Here is a 25,383-nt window from a genome sequence, read left to right on the forward strand (position 1 = left end):
GGGAGGTACAATTTATGCAAATTTCAAAGAAACGAGGCTCCTTGTTAGTAAGATGGTGGTTTACTATAAAAATGGCTTTACATGGGATTTTGGCAAACCCTCTACGTTCAGCCCTCACTATACTTGGGGTGGCCATAGGCGTTGCTTCTGTAGTAAGCTTGATGGGAATTGGAGAGGGTGCCCGAAGAGCAGTAGTAGAGCAGTTTGAGAGCTTAGGAGCTAATGTAATCACTATTACAGCCCATGATCCCACAGTAGAATTTGAACCTAAATACAGTGATGAATTGGTTGAAAGGGTTCAGGGACTTGAGGCAGCTACTCCAGTTGTAACTGATAAGGTTTCTTTAAGATGGAGAAGGACCAGAGGAAAAATAAATATTTTAGGTGTAAATAATGACTTTCCCTTTATAAGGGATCATAAACTAGCAACAGGTCACTTTTTTACAGGCCTTCATGTACAGCAAAGATCACCGGTTGTAGTTTTAGGGTATAATGTTGCAACAAGCCTTTTAGGTGGAAGAAGCCCCGTAGGTAGGTCCTTAACTCTTAACGGTCAGACCTATAGGATTATTGGAGTTCTTGAGGAAAAGGGAGCCGGCAAGGCAGAGGATATTGATAATAAAGTAGTTATCCCATATACCTCAGCTTTAAAAATGGTGGAGAAGAGAACTGTTACTGCTATATGGGGGAAGGCAGGCTCAAAGCAAGAGGCTGATTTGGCCATTGTACAGCTTGGTAGAATTATAAAAAGAAGGCTAGGAATCGATGACAAAGCGCCTACATATAGTTCTGGCGGTGAAGGTGAAGGCGGAGAAGAAGGTATGGAAGAAGAGGGTGGTCCAGAGCCATCGGATTCCGGAGGTTCTAGTCCAGTATTGCCATCTGCAGGAGATGATTTAATAACAATTACTAACTTAAATAAACTTGTTCAAGAAGCCGATAAGGCAAATAGAGTTATGACTCTACTTCTTGGAGGAATTGCGGCGGTGTCTCTTTTAGTAGGGGGACTAGGAATCATGAACATAATGCTTGTTTCAGTAACCGAGAGACGTACCGAAATAGGAGTTAGAAGGGCACTAGGAGCAAAGCAGACAGATCTGCTCTTACAGTTCCTTTTGGAAGCGCTATATGTAAGTATAATAGGTTCTATAGCTGGTATCACTGCAGGAGTTTGGGGTCTTAACATATTTGAAGGGCAAGGATTCCAAACGGCAGTCAGCTTTAAGGCCATAAAGATAGCAACGGTAGTAGCATTATCATCGGGACTTCTTTTTGGTGTGTATCCTGCGATTTCAGCATCGTCGGTACCTCCAGTTGAAGCACTGAGAAGTCAATAAATGTAAACACAAATTTAATGGAGGCTGTACTCATAAGAGAACTTTATGAGTCAGCCTCTTTTTTATATGAGTTTTAAATTAATTATTATTTGTTATTGAATAAGTTGATTAATTATTATATTTTATAGATAATTGAAATAGTGATAATAAAAGAAAGGAGGTATGGCTTTGAATCTAGAAAGAAAAAGATTAGAGAATATATTAGCTATTTGCGTTGTGACAGTTTTTATGGGACAAGTATATATTAGTCCATTTTCCCAATGGTTTAGGTTTTCCCTTGCGGTATTAATTTTATCTTTACTTCTCATATATTTTAAAGATGTTTCTATAATGGCAGTATCATCTAGTATAGCCATATTGATGTTCTTGTTTAGGAGCTTCGTACACTTCATTGGAAATAATGATATAACATTTTTAAAAACATTATTTCACTATTCTCCCGTGGCTATGTTTTATTTGGTATATGGACTGCTATTTAAGATTTTGAATATAAGAAGTAAGCTTGATAAGCCTCTAGTTTTTATTTTATACCTATGGGTTTGTGATAGTGTAGGAAACATGGCAGAGGCTGTCTTAAGAAGCTTTTGGACAGACGTTATTTTTGATAGAGTAATATTAGTTATTATTCTTGTTGGACTTTTAAGATCCCTTATAACATGCTTTATTTATCAGATAATCCTTTATTATAAAAGTAGCTTTGAAAGAGAACAGAAAGAAAACAAATTTAGGGAATTGTTACTATTTACTGCAAAGCTGAAAACGGAGCTCTTTTTCCTTAAGAAATCAATGGTTGATATTGAGGATATGATGGAGAAGAGTTATGAATTATATGAAGAACTAGAAGAACCAAGACTACAGGATAAGGCTTTAAATATATCTAAAAATATTCACGAGATAAAAAAGGATTACCTAAGGGTAGTTCTGGGCATGGAGAAGACTCTTTCCGAGGAAAATGAAAATCTATATATGAGTATAAAGGAAATTTTTAAGATAATAAACGATAACACACAGAAGCTTATAGAAATACATAAGAAGAATATCTCTCTAGAATTTAGGGTGAGACATAACTTTAAAACCAGCGATTTTTATCCATTAATTTCTATTCTCAACAATCTTATAATCAATGCAATTGATGCTATTGAGGAAGATGGAAGAATAGTAGTCGAACAGTTTAAGAAGGGAAAAAACTATATATTCAAAGTGTCAGATAACGGAGCAGGAATAGAAGAGGATGGTAAGGATCTAATATTCGAGCCTGGTTTTACCACAAAATTTGATCAGACAACTGGTAAAATGTCAACGGGAATAGGATTATCCCACGTAAAACATATTGTGGAAAATCACTATAAGGGTAGGATATATCTTAAGGCTGGAGAAGAAGGCACCACTGTGTTTGAAATAAAAATCCCCGCTGAGGAAATCGAAAGGAGGTAGAAAATCCTTTGAGCGCAGACTTTTATATTATTGAGGATGATAAGGTAGTTCAAAATATATTGAAAAGAATAATAGTGAAGAATAATCTAGGCGATATTGTAGGGATTTCCGACGATGGAATGCAGGCTATAGATGAAATAAAGAGGTTAAATCCAGATATTGTCCTAATAGATTTATTATTACCTAGGATTGATGGTATAAAAATAGTTTCGGCTATCAGAGAAGCAGGATGTAAGGTTAACTTTATAATGATATCACAGGTGACTTCTAAGGAAATGATTGCAAAGGCTTACAAAGAGGGAATAGAATTTTTTATAAACAAGCCTATAAATGTTATTGAAGTAATTGCAGTTATTGAAAAGGTTAAGGAGAAAATAAGAATGGCCCAGGTTATTCAATCCTTTGAAAACGCTATAAAGGGTATTCAAAGCTTTAATGAGTATACTTCGAATAAGGGTAAGGAAAAATCTGGAGACAAGGATAAGGTGGAAAAGGTTTTAGCTAGATTAGGCATATTAGGAGAAGCTGGGACTAATGATATCGTCGAGATCATTCTTTGGTTATTAGAGCAAGATGGAGATACTGAAAAAAGCCTTAGAAAGTATAGGTTGTCTAATTTGTTTAAGGATTTAAATGATAGATATAATAAGGAGTATGCTATTTCCAGTAATGTAGCAGCCATAGAGCAAAGAGTTAGAAGGGCAATAACTAAAGCTCTTAAAAATATTGCTAATCTAGGTATAGAGGATTATGGTAATGAAATGTTTATTAAGTACTCAAGTTCTTTATTTGATTTTAGGGAAGTGAGGAAACAAATGGATTTTGCAAGGGGCAAGTCCAGCGTTCGCGGAAAGATTAGTGTAAAGAAATTTATTGAAGGAATTATAGTAAATATTAAAAATGATATATAGATTTTTAGATAGTTTTTGTATGGGGTGTCTCAGAATGGCGAATTTCTGGAACACCCTTTTTTTGTTTGGTTTAGAATTTTTAGAATTTTTAAAGTATTATTTGCTTTTATTATGTCTGAATAAGTAGGGGAAATGTTAATATAATGTAACAAATAGTATAAAAAAATAAAAGGAGGAGTAAGCATTGAAATTAACGACCAAAATACTTATTGGCTTGGCAGCTGGTATTATAGTTGGACTCTTACTAGCAGGTAATCCAGCGATAGCCACTACATTTATCAAGCCCCTTGGGACATTATTTATCAATCTTATCAAAATGATTATCGTACCATTGGTATTATCATCATTAATTGTAGGTGCAGCAAGTATTGGGGACATTAAAACCCTAGGTAGAATTGGCGGCAAGACAATAGGATACTATCTTATAACTACAGGATTTGCAGTATCAATAGGACTTTTATTAGGTAATTTAATTCATCCTGGTGCAGGATTAAGTATTCCAGTAAACGCAGAGGTTGCTGCAAAGGAAGCACCATCTTTAATATCTACACTACTAAATATTGTTCCTAAAAATCCACTAAAGGGATTAGTTGAAGGAAATATGCTTCAGATAATAACCTTTGCAATTTTCCTTGGTATAGGAGCTACATCCTTACCGGAAGAAAAGGGTAGACCATTTATCAGCTTCTTCGACAGCTTAGCAGAGGTAATGTATAAGATAACGGCACTTGTAATGGAACTGGCACCTATAGGTGTGTTTGCATTGATAACTCCAGTGGTGGCGAAAAATGGGCCATCGGTTTTGATACCATTAATAAAGGTTGTAGGAGCAGTATATCTAGGATGCGCACTTCATGCCATTATAGTATATTCTACTGCAGTAAAGACATTTAGCAAGATTAGTCCAAAGAAGTTTTTTAAGGGAGTATTGCCAGCAGCTGTTACGGCATTTAGTACTACAAGTAGTTCTGGAACCTTGCCGGTGACAATTAAATCAGTTAAGGAAAACCTAGGAGTATCAGACAGAATAGCAAGTTTTGTACTTCCTTTAGGAGCAACAATAAACATGGATGGTACCGCATTATATCAAGGGGTATGTGCACTATTCATCGCTCAAGTATATGGAATAGAGCTTACAATGGCACAGCAAGGTATAATCATTCTTACAGCAACATTGGGATCAATAGGTACAGCAGGGGTACCAGGCGGCGGATTCATTATGCTTTCTATTGTTTTACAATCCGTTGGATTACCTCTTGAGGGCTTGGCGTTAATAGGAGGTATAGACAGAGTATTAGATATGGCAAGAACATCAGTAAATGTTATTGGTGATACATCAGCAGCAGTTATTGTAGCTGCTTCTGAAAAAGAAATAGATTACGATGTAGCTAACTCAACGAAAAGTGCATAATATTTAAAAGGAGATGTCTCAGAATGGCGAATTTCTGCGTTATTTGAAATGTTCACCGACTTGGCACGTACGTTAGTACTAGCCAAACCGTTGAAATTTCAAAACCTTGAACTTCACTCATTCTGAAACACTCCAGGGCTGAGCTCATGAGAAACCTTTATGAGCTCAGCCCCTTTATATGGACTACTTAAAACCAAAGTGACTTTACATATTGCTTCAAGCCATCAACATTTTTAATTGTAATATGCTTGTTTTGAACATCTATAAGGTTGTTTTCCTTAAAGAAGTTTAATACATTTGTAACTGTGATTCTAGAACAGCCTAAATACTTTGCCAATTCTTCGTGGGTATAGGTATATCTGTACTCTATAGTAGTATCGTTCTTTAGTTCACCTTCTTGCATAGCGGCAAAACGTAACAATGTGCTTGCAAGCTTTCCCGTTGAGTCATTGAATTTATCATCGGCCATTTTCAACATTAGTAATCGGTATTTTCTTGTAATACTATGGATGAAATATCTATAAATTCTTGGATGTTTTGCTAATTCTTTTTCTAGAACATCACGATGAACGGAGCAAACTACACTTTTCTTAATAGCCTTCATAAGGACGCAGGTTCTGTAGCCATCAAAATAATCCATCTCTCCACCTATAGTACCCTCAGGAAGTCTGAAAAAACATATTTCATCACCTTCGGTACTATATAAAACTTCCTTTAAGGCTCCTTTTATAACTATATATATTTCATCGGCGTGGGGAGGATTGATTTCCTCGCCCTTCTTATAGGTCTTTAATATACCTAGCTTTGATAGATGATTTAGGTAAAAAGAAGTCATTTCCTCTTGTAGTTCCAAATCAAATAACTCCCTATACAATGAAAATCCCTCCAAGTTCTAAATAATATTATTATATCAGAAGTTTGAAGGGGTTTATACGTGATTTGAAAAAATCCTGTGATTTTGGTCTTAAACTAATATAAAGCATAAACAAACTTTCAACCTCTGAAATCACTGCCTCCAGCTTAGGAGTTTCTTTTCAATATATGCAACGCCTTGATACATTAGACCTGCAAGAACTGCAAGAATAAGTACGCTGGTCATAACTAGGTCTAGCTTGAAAATCTGACTTCCATATACTATGAGATGACCTATGCCGGCCCTTGATACTAGAAACTCACCAACGATAACACCGACCCAGGATAGACCGACGTTTATTTTAAGGGCGCTAATTATAGTAGGTATACTTGCTGGGATAATTACTTTTTGCAGTATTTGATATTTAGTTGCACCAAAGGTTTGAAGCATCTTTATCTTATCTTGCTCGACTTCTTTAAAGCCCCCATATACTCCTAAAATGGTAACTACTAAGGATACGGCCAATGTCGTTAATAACAAGTAAGAAGAACATACTACTTTCCTTTTAATTTAACGTCTTTCTACAATCGTCTCTCTAAATATAAAAAGGGCAAAATAGGAAGTCATTATTCCTATTGCAATTCCAGCTAAGGTGTCGGAAGGATAATGAACCATTAGATATATTCTTGAACTAGCGATTAAGACAGCTAAAATAATCACCAAAGCTTTATAATGTAGTTCCTCTATCAATTCCATAACGACCCAAGCCGTGGAGAAGCTAGATAAGGCGTGACCCGATGGAAAAGAATATGTTGTTGGGGGAGAAATATATATACTTAAATAATCTAGTTCGTGGAATGGTCTAGGCCGTGATATCAAGGGCTTTAGAATCTGAGCACCTATTAGCCTGCTCAGTAGGAAGGACATAGCAGCTATACAAGCAATTTTTCTATGCTTTTCAGATAGAAACATAATGATAATTAGAATAATCCAAATGAATCCATATTCTCCGATGGAGGTCAAAAATGCCATTACTTTATTTGCCGTCTCATGTTGTAAGTTGTAATGGATAAAGTCGATAATGTTCCTGTCAATTTGTTGTATAAAATCTAGCATTCTGTATCCCTCCCTTTCATATAAAAAAGTATATTCATTTGCGGAGGAGGATATAACATAATAGGACAAAAATACAATAATTTGGTAAGGAGTATTCAAAATAGGAGCAGTTACTACTGCTCCTATCAGATTGTTGACAAAGTCAACAAGATGAGAGACTGTTGAGAAATTTGAAGTTCGAGGCGTGCTGAAAGCAAGAGACCGCAGCGTATACAGACATACGTAAGGGTTATTGATTGAAGCAACAACGAAGAAATTCGAGTTTGTCAACAGTCTAAAAGGAGCAGCTACTGCTGCTCCTTTAGCTTTTGTTCTTTCTGTTTCTTAGCTACTCGTAGGGTGATCTTCAGCAATAACTTATATAAATCTTTCATACTAGAGTATATTCAACTCTAAATATTCCATTCTATTTTTACTGAGTCCGTAACAATTATTTTTTTTATGAGTAGATTTAATATCTGTTTTTTCTCATCAGTCGTTGCTTCATCCCATATCAGATTAAAATTTTCAAAAATATTTAATAGTATGTGTAATGGAATGTCGATCTTCTCAGTATTTTGATTAGCCACGCTTTTTTCAATATTTTTTTCCAAGGCTTTCTTTTCTACATATAATTCTTCAATCCTTTCGGAGATGGTTTGGAAGGGTATTTTGTCTAACTGAAAAAGTGTCATGAGTTTATCTATTTGCTTTTGTAAGTCTAATACTTTATTTTCTAAAACATGTATTTCTTTAAGTATACCCTTCCGGTCACTACTGTAAAAATTGTGATATTCATCAATAAACATATTTTTATCGAATTGATATCTTTGAACTTCCCTAAGGACAATTTCTTCAAGGTCAGACATTTTCCAATAATGGCCATGGCAATTCGGGTCTTTTACCATATGCAGGGGTGTTTTTGATACAGAATAGCAGAGATAATAATAAAATCTTTTTCCCTTATTACCTGTAGTTGAAAAGGAAGACTTTAGTCTTGCGCCACAATATCCGCACCATAAAAGGCCTCCTAACAAATATTTTGATCGAGTTACTCTTGGCTTAGATCTAGAGTTAACTACCTTTTGAATCATGCTAAACTTGTCCTCGGTAATAATTGGCTCATGCTTACCTTGAAAAATCTCATCTTTATAATGAACCATACCAATATAGATAGGATTTGAAACAATTCTACCAATGCTTTTCCCTTTCCAGTCTCCATATTTTGTCTTGTAGCCCATTTTATTTAGTATCTGGGCAGTTTTATTTTGGCCATGGTTTTTGTAGAGCTCAAAGACCTTTCTTATCTGCAGAGCTTCAAATTCATTTACTATCAATTGCCCATCAATCAAGTCGTAGCCTATCGGAGCTGGGCCGCCATTCCAATAGCCTTCCTTAGCCCTGCGCTCCTTACCAAGCTTAGTTCTTTCTATAATAGTTTCCCTTTCAAGCTGAGCAAAGACTGCCAGTATACCTATCATTGCCTTACCGAAGGCAGAAGAGGTATCAAAGCTCTCCATGATAGAAACAAAATCGATACCATTAGCTAAGAATTTTTCTTCAACTAGATGCAATATATCTTTTTGACTTCTTGATAGTCTATCAAGTTTATAAACTAAGACTATATCAATATCTTCAAGGAAACCTAGCAGCCTTTCAAGCTGTGGTCTATCCATATTGGTTCCAGAGAAACCACCATCCACATAGATATCCTGAATAGACCAGTCCTTGAGTCTGCAAAAGGACATAAGTTTATCCCTTTGAGCTTCAATAGAGTATCCTTCGGAAGCCTGTTCCTGGGTACTAACACGTATATAAAGAGCTGCTTTTTTCATTACATCACCCTTTAAGTATTGATTATTATAAGTATATGAAGAAATACTAGTTTCTTGCTAATTGAAAAATGATGATATAGAAAAAGGGGCTGTCTTATAAGGAAACCTTATAAGTTCAGCCCCGGGGTGTTTCAGAATGAGTGAAGTTAAACCCGGATTACCCATAGAAAATTAAAAACTCTGCTACGCATTTTTGATTCTAAGACCTCCATCAAGTTCTCGACGTACGGCGTAGGTATGCCTTCGAACTTGATGAAAGTCTTAGAATTCAAAACTACTTGCACCCTTTTAAATTTTCCATGAATAATCAGGGTTTTAGGTTTTGAAATTTCAACGGTTTGGCTAGTACTGATGTACGTGCCAAGTCGGTGAACATTTCAAATAACGCAGAAATTTGCCATTCTGAGACACACCAAAAGTTAGAATAATTAATTGATGCCTAGTCATTTAAAGCAGTTTTTCGGCTAGTCTTGAAATATCGTCTTCAGCGCTTCCATCACAAATAATAATTTGAACGTGTTCTTCTGTAAGCTCAGTATCTGAAAGGGTTTCTAGATCTTTAACTTCTTGTGTAGAACTCTCATCGATAGCCTGTAGAGATTTGGAATCAGATAAAATGTCATTGGAAAAAGTATAATAACCATTTTCGAGATAGCCTTTAAGAAAGGTCTTTCTTATCAACCATTCACATCCAACAATAAGCTCTAAAGTATCTCCAAATTCGGAGAAGTATGTAAGGTGTTCATAGGTGTTCTTAGGAAACTCATTCTTATACTTATTTCTTAGTGACAGCTGTTCGCACCTATTATAGAGTTTAGTTATATCATTGTAGACTTTTCGCTCATCCTTGAGTAGTTCGTACGAGAGAATGTCAGATGCCATATTAAACTGAGACTCTGACTCAATACTGCCTAATTGTAAGCTAATCCTGGGATTAAGTAAATATACGCTTGTATAGTTAATAACACTTGGTAATAGAGGAGGTTGATTTTCATATAAATTGCACCATGTAATGCCTAAGGTATTACATTTTTTTATTGCGGCTTTCTTGAAACCTGAGTAAGAAAAAATGATGCCAGAAGTTGCAGAGGATGACTTTAATGCTTGATGAAATTTGTCGATATGACTTACGGTTAACTTATCTTTATAGTGTAGACATCGAATAAGTATTTTTATTGGAAATAATCCAACCCTTGTCTCGATTAAAGTATTTTTATCCACTTCTAAACTACTATGGAGATCAAATTTTTTTACGGTATAATTTGAACTACCCACAGGGTGTAATGCCTTAATAAACTCATTTACAGCCTGTTCATACTCTAACCAGTTCTTCGCATTCATAATTATATTCTCCTCTCAAAATGTTGTTTAATATATTACCAATTTCTTGCATGTTTAAACCAAATAAATTAAAATATTCTAACTCTGGGAATATTAGTATAGACCATATCGCGTGTCGAAACATAGCCAAATCAGGCGAATATTACCAAATTGCTGAGAATTTTGTAAAAAGATTGCATATTAATATAAAGCCAAAGGGGAAAAGTTGTTCTAATATTTTTTGGCAATTAAAAAAAGCATCTTAAAAAAGATGCTATATTATAATAATATTCATTTGTCCTATATATATTAATATTTTAATATACTTATAACATTTTCAAAAAATCATCCTCTGATATAATTTCAATCTTGATTCCTCGTTCTATATAGGAATAAGCCTTTCTCAATTTAGTAGTTAACTGATTGCTGCTTAGATTCTTGTAATCTCTGATGCCTACCACTAGATAATTTGTATCCTTTGTAATACCGTAGCCATTAATCCCTCCAAGACTGGCGACTTTTTGATTAGCTTGTGCACGGGACATGGAACGTAAAGGTCCTGTAAAGATGACCTTCTTATTATGGAAGGTATCTGTATTATCAGTAGTTTTCAAGGGTTTTGAACTATTGAGCATGACCTTGTCAAAGCTTGCTTTGCTTCTATATTGTTTACAAGGTTCATAACCAGTTCCGTAGATTCGACCCAATTTAATTCTAGAGTTATTACAGAAATCTTCAATACTATTTGATGAAGTTATCTTTAAAGCCTCTAATAAAACCTTAGCACAAGCAATTGCGTCATCGCATGCATCATGGTGTTTAAAATTTATGCCTAACATATTGGCTAAGGTATCTAGCTTATTATTGGATTGTCCTTGCCAAGTAGACTTTGCCGCAGATACTGTACATAAATAGTTAAAAGTAGGGTATGGAATGTCGTACTCATCTAAAACATGTCTTAGGACACTCATATCAAAGCTTGCATTGTGAGCTACAACAGTTTGATTCTCTAAATAGGGTTTAATATCTTTCCAGATTTCATTGAATTCCGGTTGGTTCTTAACATCATTTGCAGTTATTCCATGTATATAAACGTTTATCTTATCAAATCTAAGTACCTTAGGGCGTATTAGCCATGATTTTATATCTACTATTTGTCCATTCTTTACGACTACTAACCCCATTGCGCAGGCACTAGACCTCTTTGAGTTGGCAGTTTCAAAGTCAATTGCTACAAAATTCATTTATCTTCCTCCTAGCTTTGCTCTGTAGAAATGATTCTAATTTGATTTTATCATATTCTAGAACCTTATGCAGTAGATTAAACGATATATGGTGATATCCAGACTTTGTGCAAATTACTTTTATAATAGTAAAGCTAGAATGTAATACTATAACAAATAGATCAAATTCTTATAATACTATGCTGGAGGAATTTGGGTGAAAAAGGAAGTCATCTCAGAGAAGCAGGGAATATCTCTTATAGTTATGTTCATATTGGGGTCATCGGTTATTGAGGTATCTGGACTAGAGGCTGGAAAGGACTTTTGGATAGCCATTATTTTAGCTATATTGATGGCTATACCCCTAGTTCTAATTTATGCAAGGATACTTAGTATTTTTCCAGGTAACAACTTATTTGATATCATTGAAATTTGTTTTGGAAAATTTATAGGAAAAGGAGTTATGATAATATTCACCCTATTCATTTTTGAGGAGGGTGCCGAACTTTTAAGAAATATTGGGCATTTTATAGTTTCTTCATCCTTGACCGAATCTTCTTTAGTAATGGTGATGCTGTATATTGTTATTTTATCTATTTGGGTAGCAAAGCTAGGGATCGAGGTATTAGCTAGATGGGGGGAGTTCTTTCTCATAATATTAATTACATTTGTATTTTTTTCAATATTACTATTAACCCCAGATATGAATATAATCAATGTTTTACCTGTATTTGATGAGGGGATAAAACCAATTATAACAGGAGCCTATGAAGTGTTTATATTTCCTTTCGCTCAAACCTTTACGTTTACAATGATATTTTATAACTATAAGAAAAAGAGTTTTTCATATAGAGTTTATATTCCAGGGTTGTTGATAGGCGGTGCACTGCTATTCGCCATATCTGTGAACGGACTTTTGGTTCTAGGGATAGATGAGGCTTCAAATGCATATTATGCTTCCTATGAGGCAATTAAAAGGATGAATATCGGTGGGTTTGTTCAAAGGATAGAAATAATAATTGCTACTATATTTATACTAGGCGGATTCGTTAAGGCAAGCATATATCTTTTAGCAACAACTGCCGGAGTTTCAAAGATATTTGGAACTGCTGATTACCGGTTCATAGTAATTCCCATTGGGGCATTAATGTTAAATCTAGCACATTTAGAGTTTGATAATATGATTCATTACTTTAGATTTGCTGATGTTTGGTATTTTTACGTTACGCCGTTTTTGGTTATACTACCAATTATTATATGGATTATCGCTGAAATAAAGGGGAAAAGACTAAGCAAAGGGAAAAATGAGTGAACTATTAATTAGCGCTATAGGGTATTAAAAGGCGGTATTGCTATAGGGAGTTGTTATCACAATAATGTAAAGCAAATTGACAACAAATAATCCCGAAAATAATTCCTGCCAAAATATCAGAGGGATAATGAAATAATAAATATAGCCTGGAGAAGGAAGTAAAAAAGGCTAACAAGATAAGTAGAGTTTTATAAAAGCTGCTATCAATTTTGTTTAATAATACACAGACCGTTGCAAATGAAGAAGTTGCATGTCCTGAAGGGAAGGAATAGTCTGTTGGTCTTGGAAGATTGATCTTTAAGTAGGATAGTTCTTGAAATGGTCTTGGTCTTCCAATTAAGGGCTTAAGTATGTCTACAGTAATTCTACTAAGAAGAAAGGCGCAGGCAGCTATGCAGCCAATTTTTCTATATTTTTTTGATATAAGAAGGAGGCAGATTAAAACCATCCAAATAAGTCCATCTGATCCAGCAAAGGAGAAGAAGGACATTATTTTGATTAGAGCTTCATTTTGTACGGTACTAAAAAAATCAATAACACATTTATCTATAGCGTCAATATATTCAAACATAAAAAACCATCCTTTATTTATAATCTTGATTAATAAAGAGTATTCTAAAAATATAAGGAATATGACAATATACATAGATGAAGTGTACATAAAGATTAATTAAAAAAGTGTTTATAAGTAAGTTAAATAATGACTCGGAGGATTCGATAGTGAAGAAAGAAGTTATTTCTGATAAACAGGGGATATCTATCGTAATTTTATATATGTGTGGCACTTCCACCATAGTAGTTTTTGGACTATTAGCTGAAATGGATATATGGATAGCTAACATTTTGGCTGTGTCTTTGGCAATCATAATGGGTCTTTTGATAGGCTATATACAGTCTGTCTTTCCGGATAAGGATATCTTCCATATCTCTATAAAATGTTATGGGAAATTTTTTGGTGCAATTGTAATTCTTCTATTTGCTTGGTTTGCATTTCATGAGGCGACACTGGTTGCAATCAATATGCAAACATTTTTAGGTGAAACGGCTGTAACAGATACTCCATATATAATGTTGATAATACCATTTATTTTTGTATGCGCATGGGCAATAAAAGAAGGAATTGAGGTAATAGGTAGATGGTCAAAGTCTTGTGCTATTATCTTTATTATTTCTATAGTTTCTATAGTTATATTATTGATTCCTGAAATGGACCATAGTAATGTACAACCCATATTGTATAAGGGGATAAAGCCAGTTTGGGATGGAACCTTTGCAGCTTTTACATTTCCATTTGCTGAGATAATGATGTTTCCCATGTTTCTATATAACTTTAAGACGAAGAAATCATCATATAAAATATATACCTTAGGTTTATTGATCTCGGGAATTATTGTAATAATGACTTCACTAACTACTGTTTTAGTTTTAGGGATAGATATAGCTACTGGTCTATATTTTCCTACTTTTCATGCTGTTAAACAAATAAGTGTTGGAGAAACACTACAAAGGATGGAAGTGTTAGCGGCACTAATATTTATATTGGGAGCATTTCTTAAAATAAGTGTACTTCTGTTGGGGACATGTAAAGGAGTAGCCAGAATATTTAACTTTTCCGACTATCGTTTCATAGTAACACCTATGGCTTTATTAATGATTAATCTTTCACACCTTGAGTTTAGTGGTAGAGTAGCATTTAGTAGTTGGGTTTTTGAAATATATCCTATTTATACCTTCTCCTTTGAGATAGCTCTGACATTGATAATTCTGATACCAGTAGTAATAAAGAAGAAACTTAGACGTACACCTGCTGCATGAAGCGTGTCTATATATTTTGTTACTTATGACATTGGCTACCATCAATGCTGTAACAATTATACCGGAGATTCCTGCTCCAGCCCATACTATAATTATTGGAGCAAGTGCAGTTTTTGGTAAGGCATTTAAAATAACCATGTAGGGGTCTAATACCTTTGATATGAAATCCGACCACCACAAGAGAATAGCTACTAATGTTCCCAAAACTGTTCCCAAGACAAAGCCAACCACGGTTTCAAAGACACTTATACCTATATGCTCAAATAAGGATCCATCAGCTGACAGCTTTAAAAATAACTTCCACATCTGAGATGGATAACTTGTTAAAAAGGTGTCTATAAGTTTAAATTTAGCTAGCAATTCCCAAGCTATAAAAAATATGACAAGTATAGATATTTGAGTAATAAGAATTACTCGTTTCTTTCTTTTAATACTTCGCAGAAACTCAATATGTTCCTTTGAATAATTATTATTAGACATGTATATCGAGCTCCTTCCAAATCATATTAAAATACTCTCTAAACTCTGGGGCTTCTCGTGAAGTCAAAGGGCTTCTCTTTACATCAAGTGTTAATTCTATTTTGTGTTCAGATTTGACCTTTGCTGGTCTGTTAGAAAGCACTATTACTCTATCAGCCATAGATATAGCTTCTGCTATATCTATATAAAGACAGAAAATAGGATTTGGAGTTAAAAAATTAACAAAATTCACTCTTGTGAGAAATGTGTAGAATAATAGCAAAGTTAGGAGAATTCAATGAAGTTCTTATAAATAAATATAAGTAAACCTATTTTTAAATATAAACTTTATGAACAAAATGACCAAAAGCCCCATATTCATTGACAATAATTTGACATAAAACTATAATCGATTTATAATAGATAAGCAATATTAAGTTTCTATGAAAACCGATAATGGATTTTACATATTTTTCATAGAAATTTACGGTGTTTTATAGTTGTTTATCTTTATTTCACTTAAAGGAGGACGTAATAAATGAAAAAAATATTAAATTTAGGTGTGGTGCTTGTTTTAGTATTAGCCTTATTAGCTGGTTGTGCTGGAAGTAAACCTGCTGACCAACCTGCTGAAGATCAACAAGAAAACAAAGAAGCAGCTCAGACTGAAGAGCCAAAGGAAGAGGCTAAGTATGAAGATGGTGTTTATTTTGCAAAAGAAGATGGATTCAGTGAGAATTCAGGTTGGAAGGACGTTGTAACGATTGAGGTAAAGGATGGAAAGATTGCTACTGTACAATGGAATGGTGCCCATAAAAATGGCGGTGTAGATAAGGTAACTGCGTCAGAAGAAGGAAAGTATCCGATGGTAGAAAAGGGTGGAGCAAAGGCACCTTGGCATGAGCAAGCTGAAAAGGTAGAAGCATATTTAATTGATACTCAAGATACAAATGCTATAGAATACAAAGACAATGAAGGTCATACAGATGTAATTTCAGGTGCAACTATGAAGGTTAAAGGATTTTTTGGCTTAGCTGAAAAGGCTTTAGCTGATGGACCAGTAGATAAAGGACAGTATAAGGACGGAGCATATCACGCTGAAGAATCAGAATTTAATGCTGAAACAGGATGGAAGGCTACTGTTGACTTAACAGTTATAAATGGAAATATAGTAGCAGCTAACTGGAATGGGATTCACAAAGATGGTGGTTCAGATAAGAAAACTTTATCTGTAGAAGGAAAGTATCCGATGGTAGAAAAGGCTGGAGCAAAGGCACCTTGGCATGAACAAGCTGCTGTAGTAGAAGCATACCTACTTGAGAATCAAGATCCAACTACTATAGAATATAAAGATGACAAAGGTCATACAGATGCAATTTCAGGTGTTTCAATTGCTGTTAGTCCGTTATTTAAGCTTGCTGAGGAAGCTTTAGCAGAGGCTAAGTAAGAGCATAAAATATAGCTAAATACAAATCATAGAGTATGATATATTTTATAAGGCTTTAGAGAATTGTCTCTAAAGCCTTAAATTTATGTGTTTATGTGTTATAATGTACTGAGAAAAAATGAATGTGTTTAGACGGAGGAAAATTCATGGCAAATAAAAGAAAAACAATCGCATTGTTATTTATGGTAATGTCTGTCCTACTAATTGTATCGGCGTGCTCAAGCAAGATTGAAGAACCTAAAAACGAGCCAGTATCAAAAACGGAATTTGTTTTAGGGACTGTGGCAACGATTAAAATCTATGACGATGTAGATACAAGTGTAAAGGAAGATGTATTTAACAAGGTATTTAGCAGGCTCAGAGAAGTAGAAGATAAGATGACTATTAATGCCGAAAGCAGTGAGGTCATAAGTATTAATTCAAATGCTGGTAAGGATTTTATTAAGGTATCTGAGGATACTCTTTATGTAATAAAAAGAGGTAAATACTTTTCAGAGATCTCAAAGGGAAGATTTGATATTTCCATTGGACCATTGGTTAAGCTTTGGAATATTGGTACAGAAGAAGCTAAAGTTCCTTCAAAAGAGGAGATAGAAGATAAAAAGGCCTTAGTAGATTATAATAAGGTAGTTTTAAATGAGGCGGATTCAGAGGTTATACTAAAGGATGAAGGAATGGTACTTGATCTTGGAGGAATAGCTAAGGGATATGGTGCTGATGCTGTTGTTGAGATACTTAAGGAAAATAATATTAAACACGCAATAATTAACCTTGGTGGGAATGTGTTTGCCTATGGAAATAAGATTGATGGAACTCCATGGAAGGTAGGGGTTCAAAATCCCAAATCATCTAGGGGAGAGTATCTTGGTATAGCTAAGGTTGTAAACCAAACCGTTGTGACTTCTGGAATATATGAAAGATTTTTTGAAGAAGAGGGTAATAGATATCATCACATATTAGATACTGATACGGGTTATCCAGTTGAGAATAATCTTACTGGAGTGTCAATAATAGCTGACAGTTCAATAGATGCAGATTCTCTATCAACTGCAGTCTTTGCATTAGGTCTTGAAGAGGGTATGAAGTTTATTGAAGAGATCGATACTGCAGATGCAGTGTTTGTAACAAAGGATTCTGAGGTCTATGTAACATCTGGTCTTAAGGAGAAATTTGAGTTAACCGATTCTAACTTTAAGCTAGTTGAATAGTGTAGATATCTGATAGAGAAGTTAGACTAACTCAAGTTTTTGGACAATACACTATATATAGAAATTGTGATTTGAAATGCAATGAACCCCTGTAAGAAACAATCTCACAGGGGTTCTATTTATTAGAATAAAGAACTCATAGTCTCATCGAGCTCCCTTAATACGAAGTCTACATCATCCTCAGTAATAACAAGGGGAGGTTGGAAGGCTAGTACATTTCTTCCTAATCCATTTTTGCCGAGTAGGATTCCCTTGTCCTTTAACATTTCTAGAATTATGTCAGTTTCCTCGGAAGCAGGCTCACCATTATTCTTTAGTAGTTCGGCACCAAGCATAAGGCCTATTCCTCTAACATCATGTATTATTGAATGCTTATTTTTTAGTTCTATTAGTCCTGATTTAAGCTTATTTCCAAGCTTCTCAGATTTTTCACAAAGCTTATTCTTCTCGATATAATCAAGAACTGCAATGGCAGTACTTGATGATACTGGGTTTCCCCCTAATGTAGAGGCTGAGGGTTTAGTAAATGATGCTGCGATCTCATCGGTTGTGCAGAATGCTGAAATAGGCATTCCGTTGCCCAGGGCTTTTGCCACCGTTATTATATCAGGAGCGATATCATAATTTTCGATTGCGAACATTTTTCCAGTTCGTGCAAAGCCAGTCTGAACTTCATCGATTATCAAAAGAATTCCATTTTTTTCTAATAGGTCTTTTAACTTTTTGAAGTACCATCTTGGAGGAGTAATGATTCCTCCATTTCCTTGAATAGGTTCAGCTATTAAGGCAGCTATTTTGTCAGCACCCTTAGACCTTATAACCTTCTCTATTGCTTCCAGTGATTCAGTAGCAGCTTCTTCACAGGTTTTATCATTGCTATAGCAGTTAGGAACAAAGCTAATACAGTCAGGAAGATATGGATCCGATCGCCACATAGGAATAGCTGTAGTACCCATGGTAAGATGAGTTCTTCCGTGGAGACTTCCCTCTAGGGAGATGAATTCATTTCTTCCAGTATGAAGCCTAGCAAGTAATAGGGCACCTTCATTTGCTTCTGAGCCTGTACAGCAAAAGAAGGAGCGATTGATATCTCCAGGTAGTACCTGTGACAGCTTTTCTGCAAGGTTAACTATGGGCTCAGTTAAATATATAGTAGTTGTATGCTGTAGAGTCTTCATCTGCTCTATTGTAGTCTCAATGATTTCAGTATTGCAATGACCGCAGTTCATAACTGAAACCCCTGCGAAAAAATCAAGATATTTTTTACCATGGGAATCGAATAGATACTGCATTTCCCCCCTAACTATTTGGGGTGGATTTTTATAAAAGTGGTGAGAGCAAGGGAAAAGAAACTCCTTTTTCCTTTCAATTATATTTTCTGGACCGATATAATTTTTCATAGGTGATAACCTCCTTAAATCCGGATTGAATTCCAATAATCTAGTCAAATTGTAGAGCACCTAGGGTAAAACCTGCATGGGTAGGAACTAGAGATTCATACAATTCATTACATTTTGCTAAATCATTTAAGGCTATTTTATAGGTTTGTAGAATGTTTCTTAAGGCGTCTATACCATAATGACTTCCTTCAATTCTAAAACTCTTTACACCTAAAGCCATGAGCTCCTTTAAGAAAGGAAGGTAGCAGAGATTCTTATATGGTATTAAGTGATTTCTCCCCTTGTTATCGCGGTATACTGGATGTTCATAGCCTTTATCATCAACTAAAACTAATGTACTGTTATCAACGTAGCAGTTGTCTTCTCTGCCAATAGGAGATAGATTAGTAGTATTTGCATATAGATCATGCTCTAGATACATCATCACCGGTGCACCATGGACTATTACTTCTATAGGAAGAGGTGATTTTGTAATTGTATCCTTTGTATCTAATAAAGGTGCTTCAACCGAAAGAGTAGCAGAGGATAACCCCTGGTTTTTATAGAATTTTGCCGACTGATGATTATAAACATTGAGGCAATAATCACCTATAAGCTCTAGTCCTAGTCCCTTAAATCTATTGATAGCACCTAGATTTGTAACTAATAGACCATCTATGCCTAAATCATTTTGATTGAGCAAATGGCTGTATGTTGAAAAATCCTCTTCGTACATCATCCTAGGAAGGGAAAGATATATCTTGCTGCTTTTTTTGTTTTTAGTTAAGTTCAAAATTTCTTTCTTACTAAAGGGGAGGCTTGGCTCAAAGGTTTCTCCCGAGAGATATATAGCATCAACTTCCTCCTCTAATGCAAGCTTTGCTTGTTCATAGGAATTAACCTTTACACTTAAAATAGTTTCTTGAGTAGGGGAGACTTCATTATGCAGAGTTCTTTTTATTTCATGTATTCTTTTTGAACTTATTTCTATTTCTTCAATAGGCTTACTAAATACCTTTCCTGTACTATAGAATTTGCCTGTACCTTCATATCGTCGATTTATGTTGCTAAGACCGGGCTTTCCAAAGGCATAGCCCGTGGACAAGTCCCTTTTTCGACCTTCGTATATGCTTTGGGCATCCTTCTTTCGATCATAGCATATAGGATCATCTATGTATCTGTTGATGGCATCACTATAGAAATTAATTAGATTAACGAGATAGTCTGAACTTCTCATTCTTCCTTCAATCTTAAAGGAAACTATTCCTGCTTCAATCATTTCAGGTAGATGCTCATACATGTACATATCTTTGACGGCTAAGGGATATTCTGTGGGATATATAAATCCATCCTTTTTTATGGTAAAATTCCAACGACAGGGCTTCATGCAGAGACCTCTATTACTGCTTTTACCAAAAAGTGAAGCACTATAGAGGCATTGGGCGCCATGGGCTACACACATATCGCCATGGGTAAAATATTCAAATTCCATATCACTTTGTTTGTGAAGGGCATATATAGTCTTTAAATCTATGTCCCGTGAAGCAACGATTCGCGTTACGCCTAGCTCTCTTATGGCTTTAATTGTTTCTAGATTATGTACGTTCATCATCACAGAGGAATGTAGATTTAGACTCAATCCTAGTTCATTTATAAGTTCTAGGATGCTTAAGTCTTGAATGATCAAAGCATCGGGCTGTGCTTTTTCCAAAAATACTAAAAACTCCCTTGCATCCTTTAAATCTTGCTGGCTGAAGAGATTATTAACGGTTACATAGACTTTTTTATCAAGGGAATGGGCCAGGGAGATCGCATCGATAACTTCGTCGTTGGTGAAGTTGTAATCCTTTCTATGCATACGCATATTCAATTTTTTTCCTCCAAAGTATACTGCATCGGCACCGCTGTTAATGATATTTTTAAAAATTTCAAAGTTACCGGCGGGAGCTAATAACTCAACTTCTTTATTACTAAAAAATCTACTCATATTTAACACCTTTTCCTTATAATGTATTTCTCTTATATTTTGTGGAATTAATTTTTTCATATACTTAAAATGCATTAATAAATTACTTTCGCAAATACTAGATGTATATATCATATGGAGGTGCTTAAATGGATTTGAACTTAGATGTAATCAATGATTGGGACAAGTGGAAAAAAACTCTTTCAAGGGCTGTATCTATGGGTGAGACAGTGGGTTTATCCGATGATGACATTAAAGATATAGGAGTAAAAGTAGGTGAATTTCTATCTTCGAATGTGGATCCAGATAATCATGAACAACGTGTATTAAAAGAGCTCTTTGAAGTTGGCGATAAAAAGGAGCGTGAAGCTCTAACAAACATGATTATAAAAATGGTTAACCATGACCATTAATAATCTAGGTTTGTGTCAATTCCTATTGTAAAAGCTACTATAATGTAAGCAACAATAGGAATTGACTATTTTTCTTATTCCACTTCAAAAAATGATTACAAGCCTATATTACTTAGAATTAATCCTAATTGTTCATGAATAATTAGGGTTTAATAAAGTTCTTATCCGATAGCTCATCTAGGGTGTAATCGCTACTTGTTAGATCCTTAGATTTTAGCCAATCTAAAACCTGTGTGAATTCTTCTTCCGAAGGCATAGAAGCTTCGACATAATCAGGAAGAGTCAAGGTTTCTTTGATTACACCAGGAAAACCAGCCTCTTCAATTAAAACATCAATATAGCTTTCTAAGGATTCCTTTTCTAGATACTCAACAGATTTATTGTAGGCCCTATAGAGTGCCTTTAATTCATCGGGCTTAGTCTTAATAGTTTCCTCAGTAAATAGCATTATTCCAGGATTAATACCCAGTTTATCAGAACTACTTAAAACCTTACCACCCTTGGATGCAGCTACACTTGCTAGGGGTTCCGGTAAAGTTGCCATATCTATCTTCCCATTTTCAAGCATTTCTAAACGGGTGGGTATTTTAGGAATTGCCATCTTTTTAGGTGAATCAACATCTATATTAGAATTTTCCATTATTCTATCGGTTAAGTATTCAATAATAGTATTTTTTGATATTCCAATACTTCTATCCTTAGGATTTTCGAGGGTTGAAATATTTGAATCCTTAGCTGCTATTAGTTTGAAGCTTCCATTTGTTTTTGAAGTAATCTTTACATTGAATTCGTTGTCATTTAAAAATACTACGGCAAGCATGTCGGATATTGCTCCGTCTATATTACCGGTTTGTAGAGCGGTATCACGATCCATTGCGCTTTTAAAGTGTTCAATTTTTACATCTAAACCCTCATTTTCAAAATAACCATTATGCTTAGCAATGATGAAGGGGATTGAATCTACATCAGGCATTACACCAATAGTTAAGGATTGAAGATCCTGAGAAGCTGTATCTTGAGACTTTTCCTTAGAGCATCCTATTATAGCAATGCTTAGAACAAGAATTAAAAGAGTTACTAGTACCTTTTTATACATAAAAATACCTCCTAATATTAAAATTTTTAATATAACCTATAGTTCTACACTTGTAAAGTTGAACTTACTCAAGTAGTCACTGAGAATCCTTTTGGCTCATCATATCAACCTATTTTTCTATATAATTTTAAAGGAAAAAAAGGTTAATAAAAATCGCTCAAAAGGAAACCTCAGAGACTACTTTCGTTCCTTCAGTTTTATTGGTGTAGAACTATATAGTATAGAATTTACGTAGTAAAACTTAATTTATACATATCCAAATGTCTGATGATTTTCGGGTATATATAAATTAATAGTTTTACTTGAATATACTAGAGTAGCTTTATTGAAAAAAATTATTTGTTTTGTTAATGAAAATTTTAAGGAAATAATTGATTAGAGTTTTTAAAGAGTAAGTAGAGTATTATATAAATTACGAAAAATCTATTACATTCCGGAGATTTACCACCCACAGAAGAGTTGGCTGTCAAATCTTTTGAATGTGAGATGTTTATCGTATTATATATGGATGAGTTTTAGACAGTTATTAATTATACCACAAATAAATTTGAATAATAGGGATGATAAACAAAAAATTAACATGAACTAATTTTAATCATTTTTTTAGGAATATAAAGGGCTTGAATCTGTGAACAATATTAACAAAATGTATTATTAATGACCAAAAATTTAATATGTTCAGGCACTATGATAATATTTTATCTAAGAGAGTAAAAAAAATGGATGAGGAAATATATTAAAAGATTAGATATGGAATGTTTTGTTAAAAAAATGATAAATTCCAATTGTTAACATATAAAAACAGACAAAGGAGGTACTGGTATGAGCGGCAAGAAAAAAATTGTCTTGCTTGGCGGCGGATATGGTGGTATTTTAACGGCTAAGAAGCTTGCTAACAAGTTAAAAAAAGATAGTAATGTAGAAATAACTCTTATAGATAGAAATCCATATCATACTATGCTTACTGAGCTCCATGAAGTTGCTGCAGGTAGAGTATCAGAGGATTCTATTAGAATTGATTTAAAGAAGGTATTTGCTAAGAGAAGGGTTGATGTTGTACTTGATGAGATAACTAATATAGATTTTGATAGTAGGATTTTAAGATCAGAGAAGAACTCCTATGAATATGATTATTTAGTTATAGGTACAGGGTCTAAGCCAACTTTCTTTGGGATAACGGGAGCAAAAGAATTCTCTCACCAGCTATGGTCCTACGATGATGCAGTTAATCTCAAGGAACATATTTTGGATATGTTTAGAAAAGCTGTGAAGGAAACTGACAAAAAGAAAAGGCAGAGGATGTTGACCTTTGTTGTAGTTGGTGGTGGTTTCACAGGTATAGAAATGATCGGTGAGTTAGGGGAATGGAAGAATAGGCTATGTAAGGACTTTGATATAGATAAAAAAGAAGTGAGTCTATATGTAGTTGATGCACTGCCTAAGATTTTACCAATTTTTCCTGACAAGTTAATTAATAAAGCAGAAAGAAGATTAAAAAAATTAGATATTCAAATAATAACAAGTGCTCGTATTACTGAGGTCGCAAAGGACTCCGTAACCCTTGGTGATAAGGGAAGCATTGATACAAATACGGTAATCTGGGCGGCTGGTGTTGAGGGCTCAGATGTTGTAGGCGATATGAATATTAACCAAGAGGGAAGAAAAAGAGTAGTAACTAATGAAAAGCTTCAATCGGTGGATCATAAGAATGTATATGTTGTAGGTGATAACATATTTTATGTTCCAGAGGGTGAGGAAAGGCCAGTTCCACAGATGGTTGAAAACGCAGAGCATTCAGCTAAGTTAGTGGCCCATAATATCTACACCGATATTAAAGGTGGAGAAAAGAAAGCCTATAAACCTGCCTTTCACGGGGCTATGGTGTGTATAGGTGGTCGGTATGGAGTAGCTCATCTTGGAGCACCGGGTAAATTTTTTACTCTATCTGGATTTTTCGCAATGTTTGTAAAGCACTTTATAAACCTAGTATATTTCTTCCAGGTTGCTGGATTCAATAAATGTTGGTCTTATTTAATGCATGAAATTTTCCATATTAAAGACAAGAGAAGTCTTGTTGGTGGACATTTTGCTAAGTCGTCACCAAACTTTTGGTTAGTACCCCTTAGACTACTTGTAGGTTATAAATGGTTAGCGCAGGGATTAGAAAAGTTACCTAAGATAATAAAGGATCCTTCACATATTTTCCTAATACCGCCTCCTGCCGCGGCTGACGCAACCTCTGCTGCATCAACAGCAGCTCAGCAGGGAGCAGAAACGGTAGCACAGGTAGCCGCTGACGTAACTAGTGTTGCATCGGCAACGGCTGCACAAGGTGCTTCGGCTGTATCTCAAGCGGCAGCAGCTACTGTAGCCGATGCTACAAGCGCAGCAACAGCAGCTGCCGATACTGCTTCAAATGTTGCAGCAGGTTTACCGGTACCTGAGTTTATACAAGAGATAGTTGGTTGGTCTATGGAGACCTTCTTCTATACATCTGATGGTGGTTATACTGTATTAGCAGAAATTTTCCAAGCCGGTATGGTTATAGCTGAGGTAATAGTGGGTATATTATTGATAATTGGATTGTTTACAGCAGTTTCCTCAATCGTTTCAGTTGCTATTGGAATGATGGTTTGGTCTTCTGGAATGGCTTCCTATGAAATGCTTTGGTACCTAGGTGGAGGTATTGCATTAATAGGTGGTTCTGGAAGTGTATTTGGTCTAGATTATTATGTATTACCGCTTTTGAAGAAGCTGTGGAAGAAAATTGGTATAGTTAAGAAATATTATTTATATACAGATTAAGAGAATTAACGTTTAAACTCCCCCCCCCTTTTTATAAATGTCCTTTTAAAATTTTTAAAAGGAC

Annotated in this window: 20 protein-coding genes and 2 pseudogenes; 11 read left to right on the plus strand and 11 right to left on the minus strand. The window is 34.9% G+C overall.

Features of this window, described 5'->3' with window-relative positions; genetic code table 11:
* The first annotated feature begins 14 nt into the window (after window positions 1–14).
* The 4 genes from R9X47_RS24660 to R9X47_RS24675 all read left to right on the plus strand — a co-directional run bounded on the left by R9X47_RS24660 (window position 15) and on the right by R9X47_RS24675 (window position 5,093).
* Window positions 15–1,337, plus strand: coding sequence for an ABC transporter permease (locus R9X47_RS24660; RefSeq protein WP_432663762.1), 1,323 nt, complete (start codon window positions 15–17; stop codon window positions 1,335–1,337).
* Window positions 1,338–1,505: 168 nt separating this feature from the next.
* Window positions 1,506–2,771 (plus strand): ATP-binding protein, encoded by a 1,266-nt coding sequence (locus R9X47_RS24665; protein WP_432663763.1) that lies wholly within the window; start codon window positions 1,506–1,508, stop codon window positions 2,769–2,771.
* A gap of 8 nt (window positions 2,772–2,779) precedes the next feature.
* On the plus strand, window positions 2,780–3,682 hold the full coding sequence (locus tag R9X47_RS24670; RefSeq protein ID WP_432663764.1) for a response regulator: 903 nt from the start codon (window positions 2,780–2,782) through the stop codon (window positions 3,680–3,682).
* Between the two features lie 184 nt (window positions 3,683–3,866).
* Entirely contained in the window at window positions 3,867–5,093 is a 1,227-nt protein-coding gene (locus R9X47_RS24675; RefSeq protein ID WP_432663765.1) for a dicarboxylate/amino acid:cation symporter, read from the plus strand.
* A 187-nt stretch (window positions 5,094–5,280) separates the two neighbouring features.
* Here R9X47_RS24675 and R9X47_RS24680 read toward each other — a convergent pair whose 3' ends face one another.
* The 6 genes and pseudogenes from R9X47_RS24680 to R9X47_RS24705 form a co-directional block, all read right to left on the minus strand.
* Entirely contained in the window at window positions 5,281–5,967 is a 687-nt protein-coding gene (locus R9X47_RS24680; protein ID WP_432663766.1) for a Crp/Fnr family transcriptional regulator, read from the minus strand.
* Between the two features lie 132 nt (window positions 5,968–6,099).
* Window positions 6,100–6,486 (minus strand): annotated as a pseudogene (locus tag R9X47_RS24685) (ABC transporter permease); the annotation flags it as partial.
* A 30-nt stretch (window positions 6,487–6,516) separates the two neighbouring features.
* Window positions 6,517–7,062, minus strand: coding sequence for a phosphatase PAP2 family protein (locus tag R9X47_RS24690; protein WP_432663767.1), 546 nt, complete (start codon window positions 7,060–7,062; stop codon window positions 6,517–6,519).
* A gap of 392 nt (window positions 7,063–7,454) precedes the next feature.
* Window positions 7,455–8,876, minus strand: coding sequence for a recombinase family protein (locus R9X47_RS24695; protein ID WP_432663768.1), 1,422 nt, complete (start codon window positions 8,874–8,876; stop codon window positions 7,455–7,457).
* Window positions 8,877–9,323: 447 nt separating this feature from the next.
* Window positions 9,324–10,217: a restriction endonuclease gene (locus R9X47_RS24700; protein ID WP_432663769.1), complete on the minus strand. Its 894-nt coding sequence runs from the start codon at window positions 10,215–10,217 to the stop codon at window positions 9,324–9,326.
* 305 nt (window positions 10,218–10,522) lie between these two features.
* Entirely contained in the window at window positions 10,523–11,440 is a 918-nt protein-coding gene (locus tag R9X47_RS24705) for an exonuclease domain-containing protein (protein ID WP_432663770.1), read from the minus strand.
* Window positions 11,441–11,636: 196 nt separating this feature from the next.
* Here R9X47_RS24705 and R9X47_RS24710 point away from each other — a divergent pair, with 196 nt between their 5' ends.
* A complete protein-coding gene (locus R9X47_RS24710) occupies window positions 11,637–12,731 on the plus strand; it encodes a GerAB/ArcD/ProY family transporter (protein ID WP_432663771.1) in 1,095 nt (364 codons plus the stop codon).
* Between the two features lie 40 nt (window positions 12,732–12,771).
* Here R9X47_RS24710 and R9X47_RS24715 read toward each other — a convergent pair whose 3' ends face one another.
* A complete protein-coding gene (locus R9X47_RS24715) occupies window positions 12,772–13,302 on the minus strand; it encodes a phosphatase PAP2 family protein (RefSeq protein WP_432663772.1) in 531 nt (176 codons plus the stop codon).
* Between the two features lie 149 nt (window positions 13,303–13,451).
* Between R9X47_RS24715 and R9X47_RS24720 the strand changes: the two genes are divergently transcribed.
* Both R9X47_RS24720 and R9X47_RS24725 read left to right on the plus strand, forming a co-directional pair.
* On the plus strand, window positions 13,452–14,546 hold the full coding sequence (locus tag R9X47_RS24720) for a GerAB/ArcD/ProY family transporter (RefSeq protein WP_432663773.1): 1,095 nt from the start codon (window positions 13,452–13,454) through the stop codon (window positions 14,544–14,546).
* 16 nt (window positions 14,547–14,562) lie between these two features.
* Complete coding sequence (locus R9X47_RS24725) at window positions 14,563–14,688, plus strand: hypothetical protein (RefSeq protein ID WP_432663774.1); 126 nt, start codon at window positions 14,563–14,565, stop codon at window positions 14,686–14,688.
* Window positions 14,689–15,018: 330 nt separating this feature from the next.
* On the opposite strand, the pseudogene R9X47_RS24730 reads toward R9X47_RS24725, so the two are convergent.
* Window positions 15,019–15,207: pseudogene (locus R9X47_RS24730) on the minus strand (spermidine/putrescine ABC transporter ATP-binding protein); the annotation flags it as partial.
* A 336-nt stretch (window positions 15,208–15,543) separates the two neighbouring features.
* On the opposite strand from R9X47_RS24730, the gene R9X47_RS24735 reads away from it, so the two are divergent.
* Together R9X47_RS24735 and R9X47_RS24740 are read left to right on the plus strand one after the other, a co-directional pair.
* Window positions 15,544–16,452, plus strand: coding sequence for a hypothetical protein (locus R9X47_RS24735; RefSeq protein ID WP_432663775.1), 909 nt, complete (start codon window positions 15,544–15,546; stop codon window positions 16,450–16,452).
* A 146-nt stretch (window positions 16,453–16,598) separates the two neighbouring features.
* Window positions 16,599–17,660: an FAD:protein FMN transferase gene (locus tag R9X47_RS24740; RefSeq protein WP_432663776.1), complete on the plus strand. Its 1,062-nt coding sequence runs from the start codon at window positions 16,599–16,601 to the stop codon at window positions 17,658–17,660.
* A gap of 122 nt (window positions 17,661–17,782) precedes the next feature.
* Here the strand turns inward: R9X47_RS24740 and R9X47_RS24745 are convergent, their stop codons facing one another.
* Both R9X47_RS24745 and R9X47_RS24750 read right to left on the minus strand, forming a co-directional pair.
* The gene (locus R9X47_RS24745) at window positions 17,783–19,060 is read right to left on the minus strand and encodes an aspartate aminotransferase family protein (RefSeq protein WP_432663777.1); all 1,278 of its coding nucleotides are present in this window, start codon (window positions 19,058–19,060) and stop codon (window positions 17,783–17,785) included.
* Window positions 19,061–19,100: 40 nt separating this feature from the next.
* Window positions 19,101–21,026, minus strand: coding sequence for a peptidase U32 family protein (locus R9X47_RS24750; protein WP_432663778.1), 1,926 nt, complete (start codon window positions 21,024–21,026; stop codon window positions 19,101–19,103).
* A 128-nt stretch (window positions 21,027–21,154) separates the two neighbouring features.
* Between R9X47_RS24750 and R9X47_RS24755 the strand changes: the two genes are divergently transcribed.
* Window positions 21,155–21,418 carry a DUF3243 domain-containing protein gene (locus tag R9X47_RS24755; protein WP_432663780.1) on the plus strand — a complete coding sequence of 88 codons (264 nt, stop codon included), beginning with the start codon at window positions 21,155–21,157 and terminating at the stop codon, window positions 21,416–21,418.
* 142 nt (window positions 21,419–21,560) lie between these two features.
* On the opposite strand, the gene R9X47_RS24760 is transcribed toward R9X47_RS24755, so the two are convergent.
* Window positions 21,561–22,514: an ABC transporter substrate-binding protein gene (locus R9X47_RS24760; protein WP_432663781.1), complete on the minus strand. Its 954-nt coding sequence runs from the start codon at window positions 22,512–22,514 to the stop codon at window positions 21,561–21,563.
* A gap of 822 nt (window positions 22,515–23,336) precedes the next feature.
* Between R9X47_RS24760 and R9X47_RS24765 the strand changes: the two genes are divergently transcribed.
* The gene (locus tag R9X47_RS24765; RefSeq protein WP_432663782.1) at window positions 23,337–25,319 is read left to right on the plus strand and encodes an NAD(P)/FAD-dependent oxidoreductase; all 1,983 of its coding nucleotides are present in this window, start codon (window positions 23,337–23,339) and stop codon (window positions 25,317–25,319) included.
* The last annotated feature ends 64 nt before the right edge of the window (window positions 25,320–25,383 follow it).

It is taken from the genome of Wukongibacter baidiensis (assembly GCF_050888315.1).
GTDB lineage: Bacteria > Bacillota > Clostridia > Peptostreptococcales > Caminicellaceae > Wukongibacter > Wukongibacter baidiensis.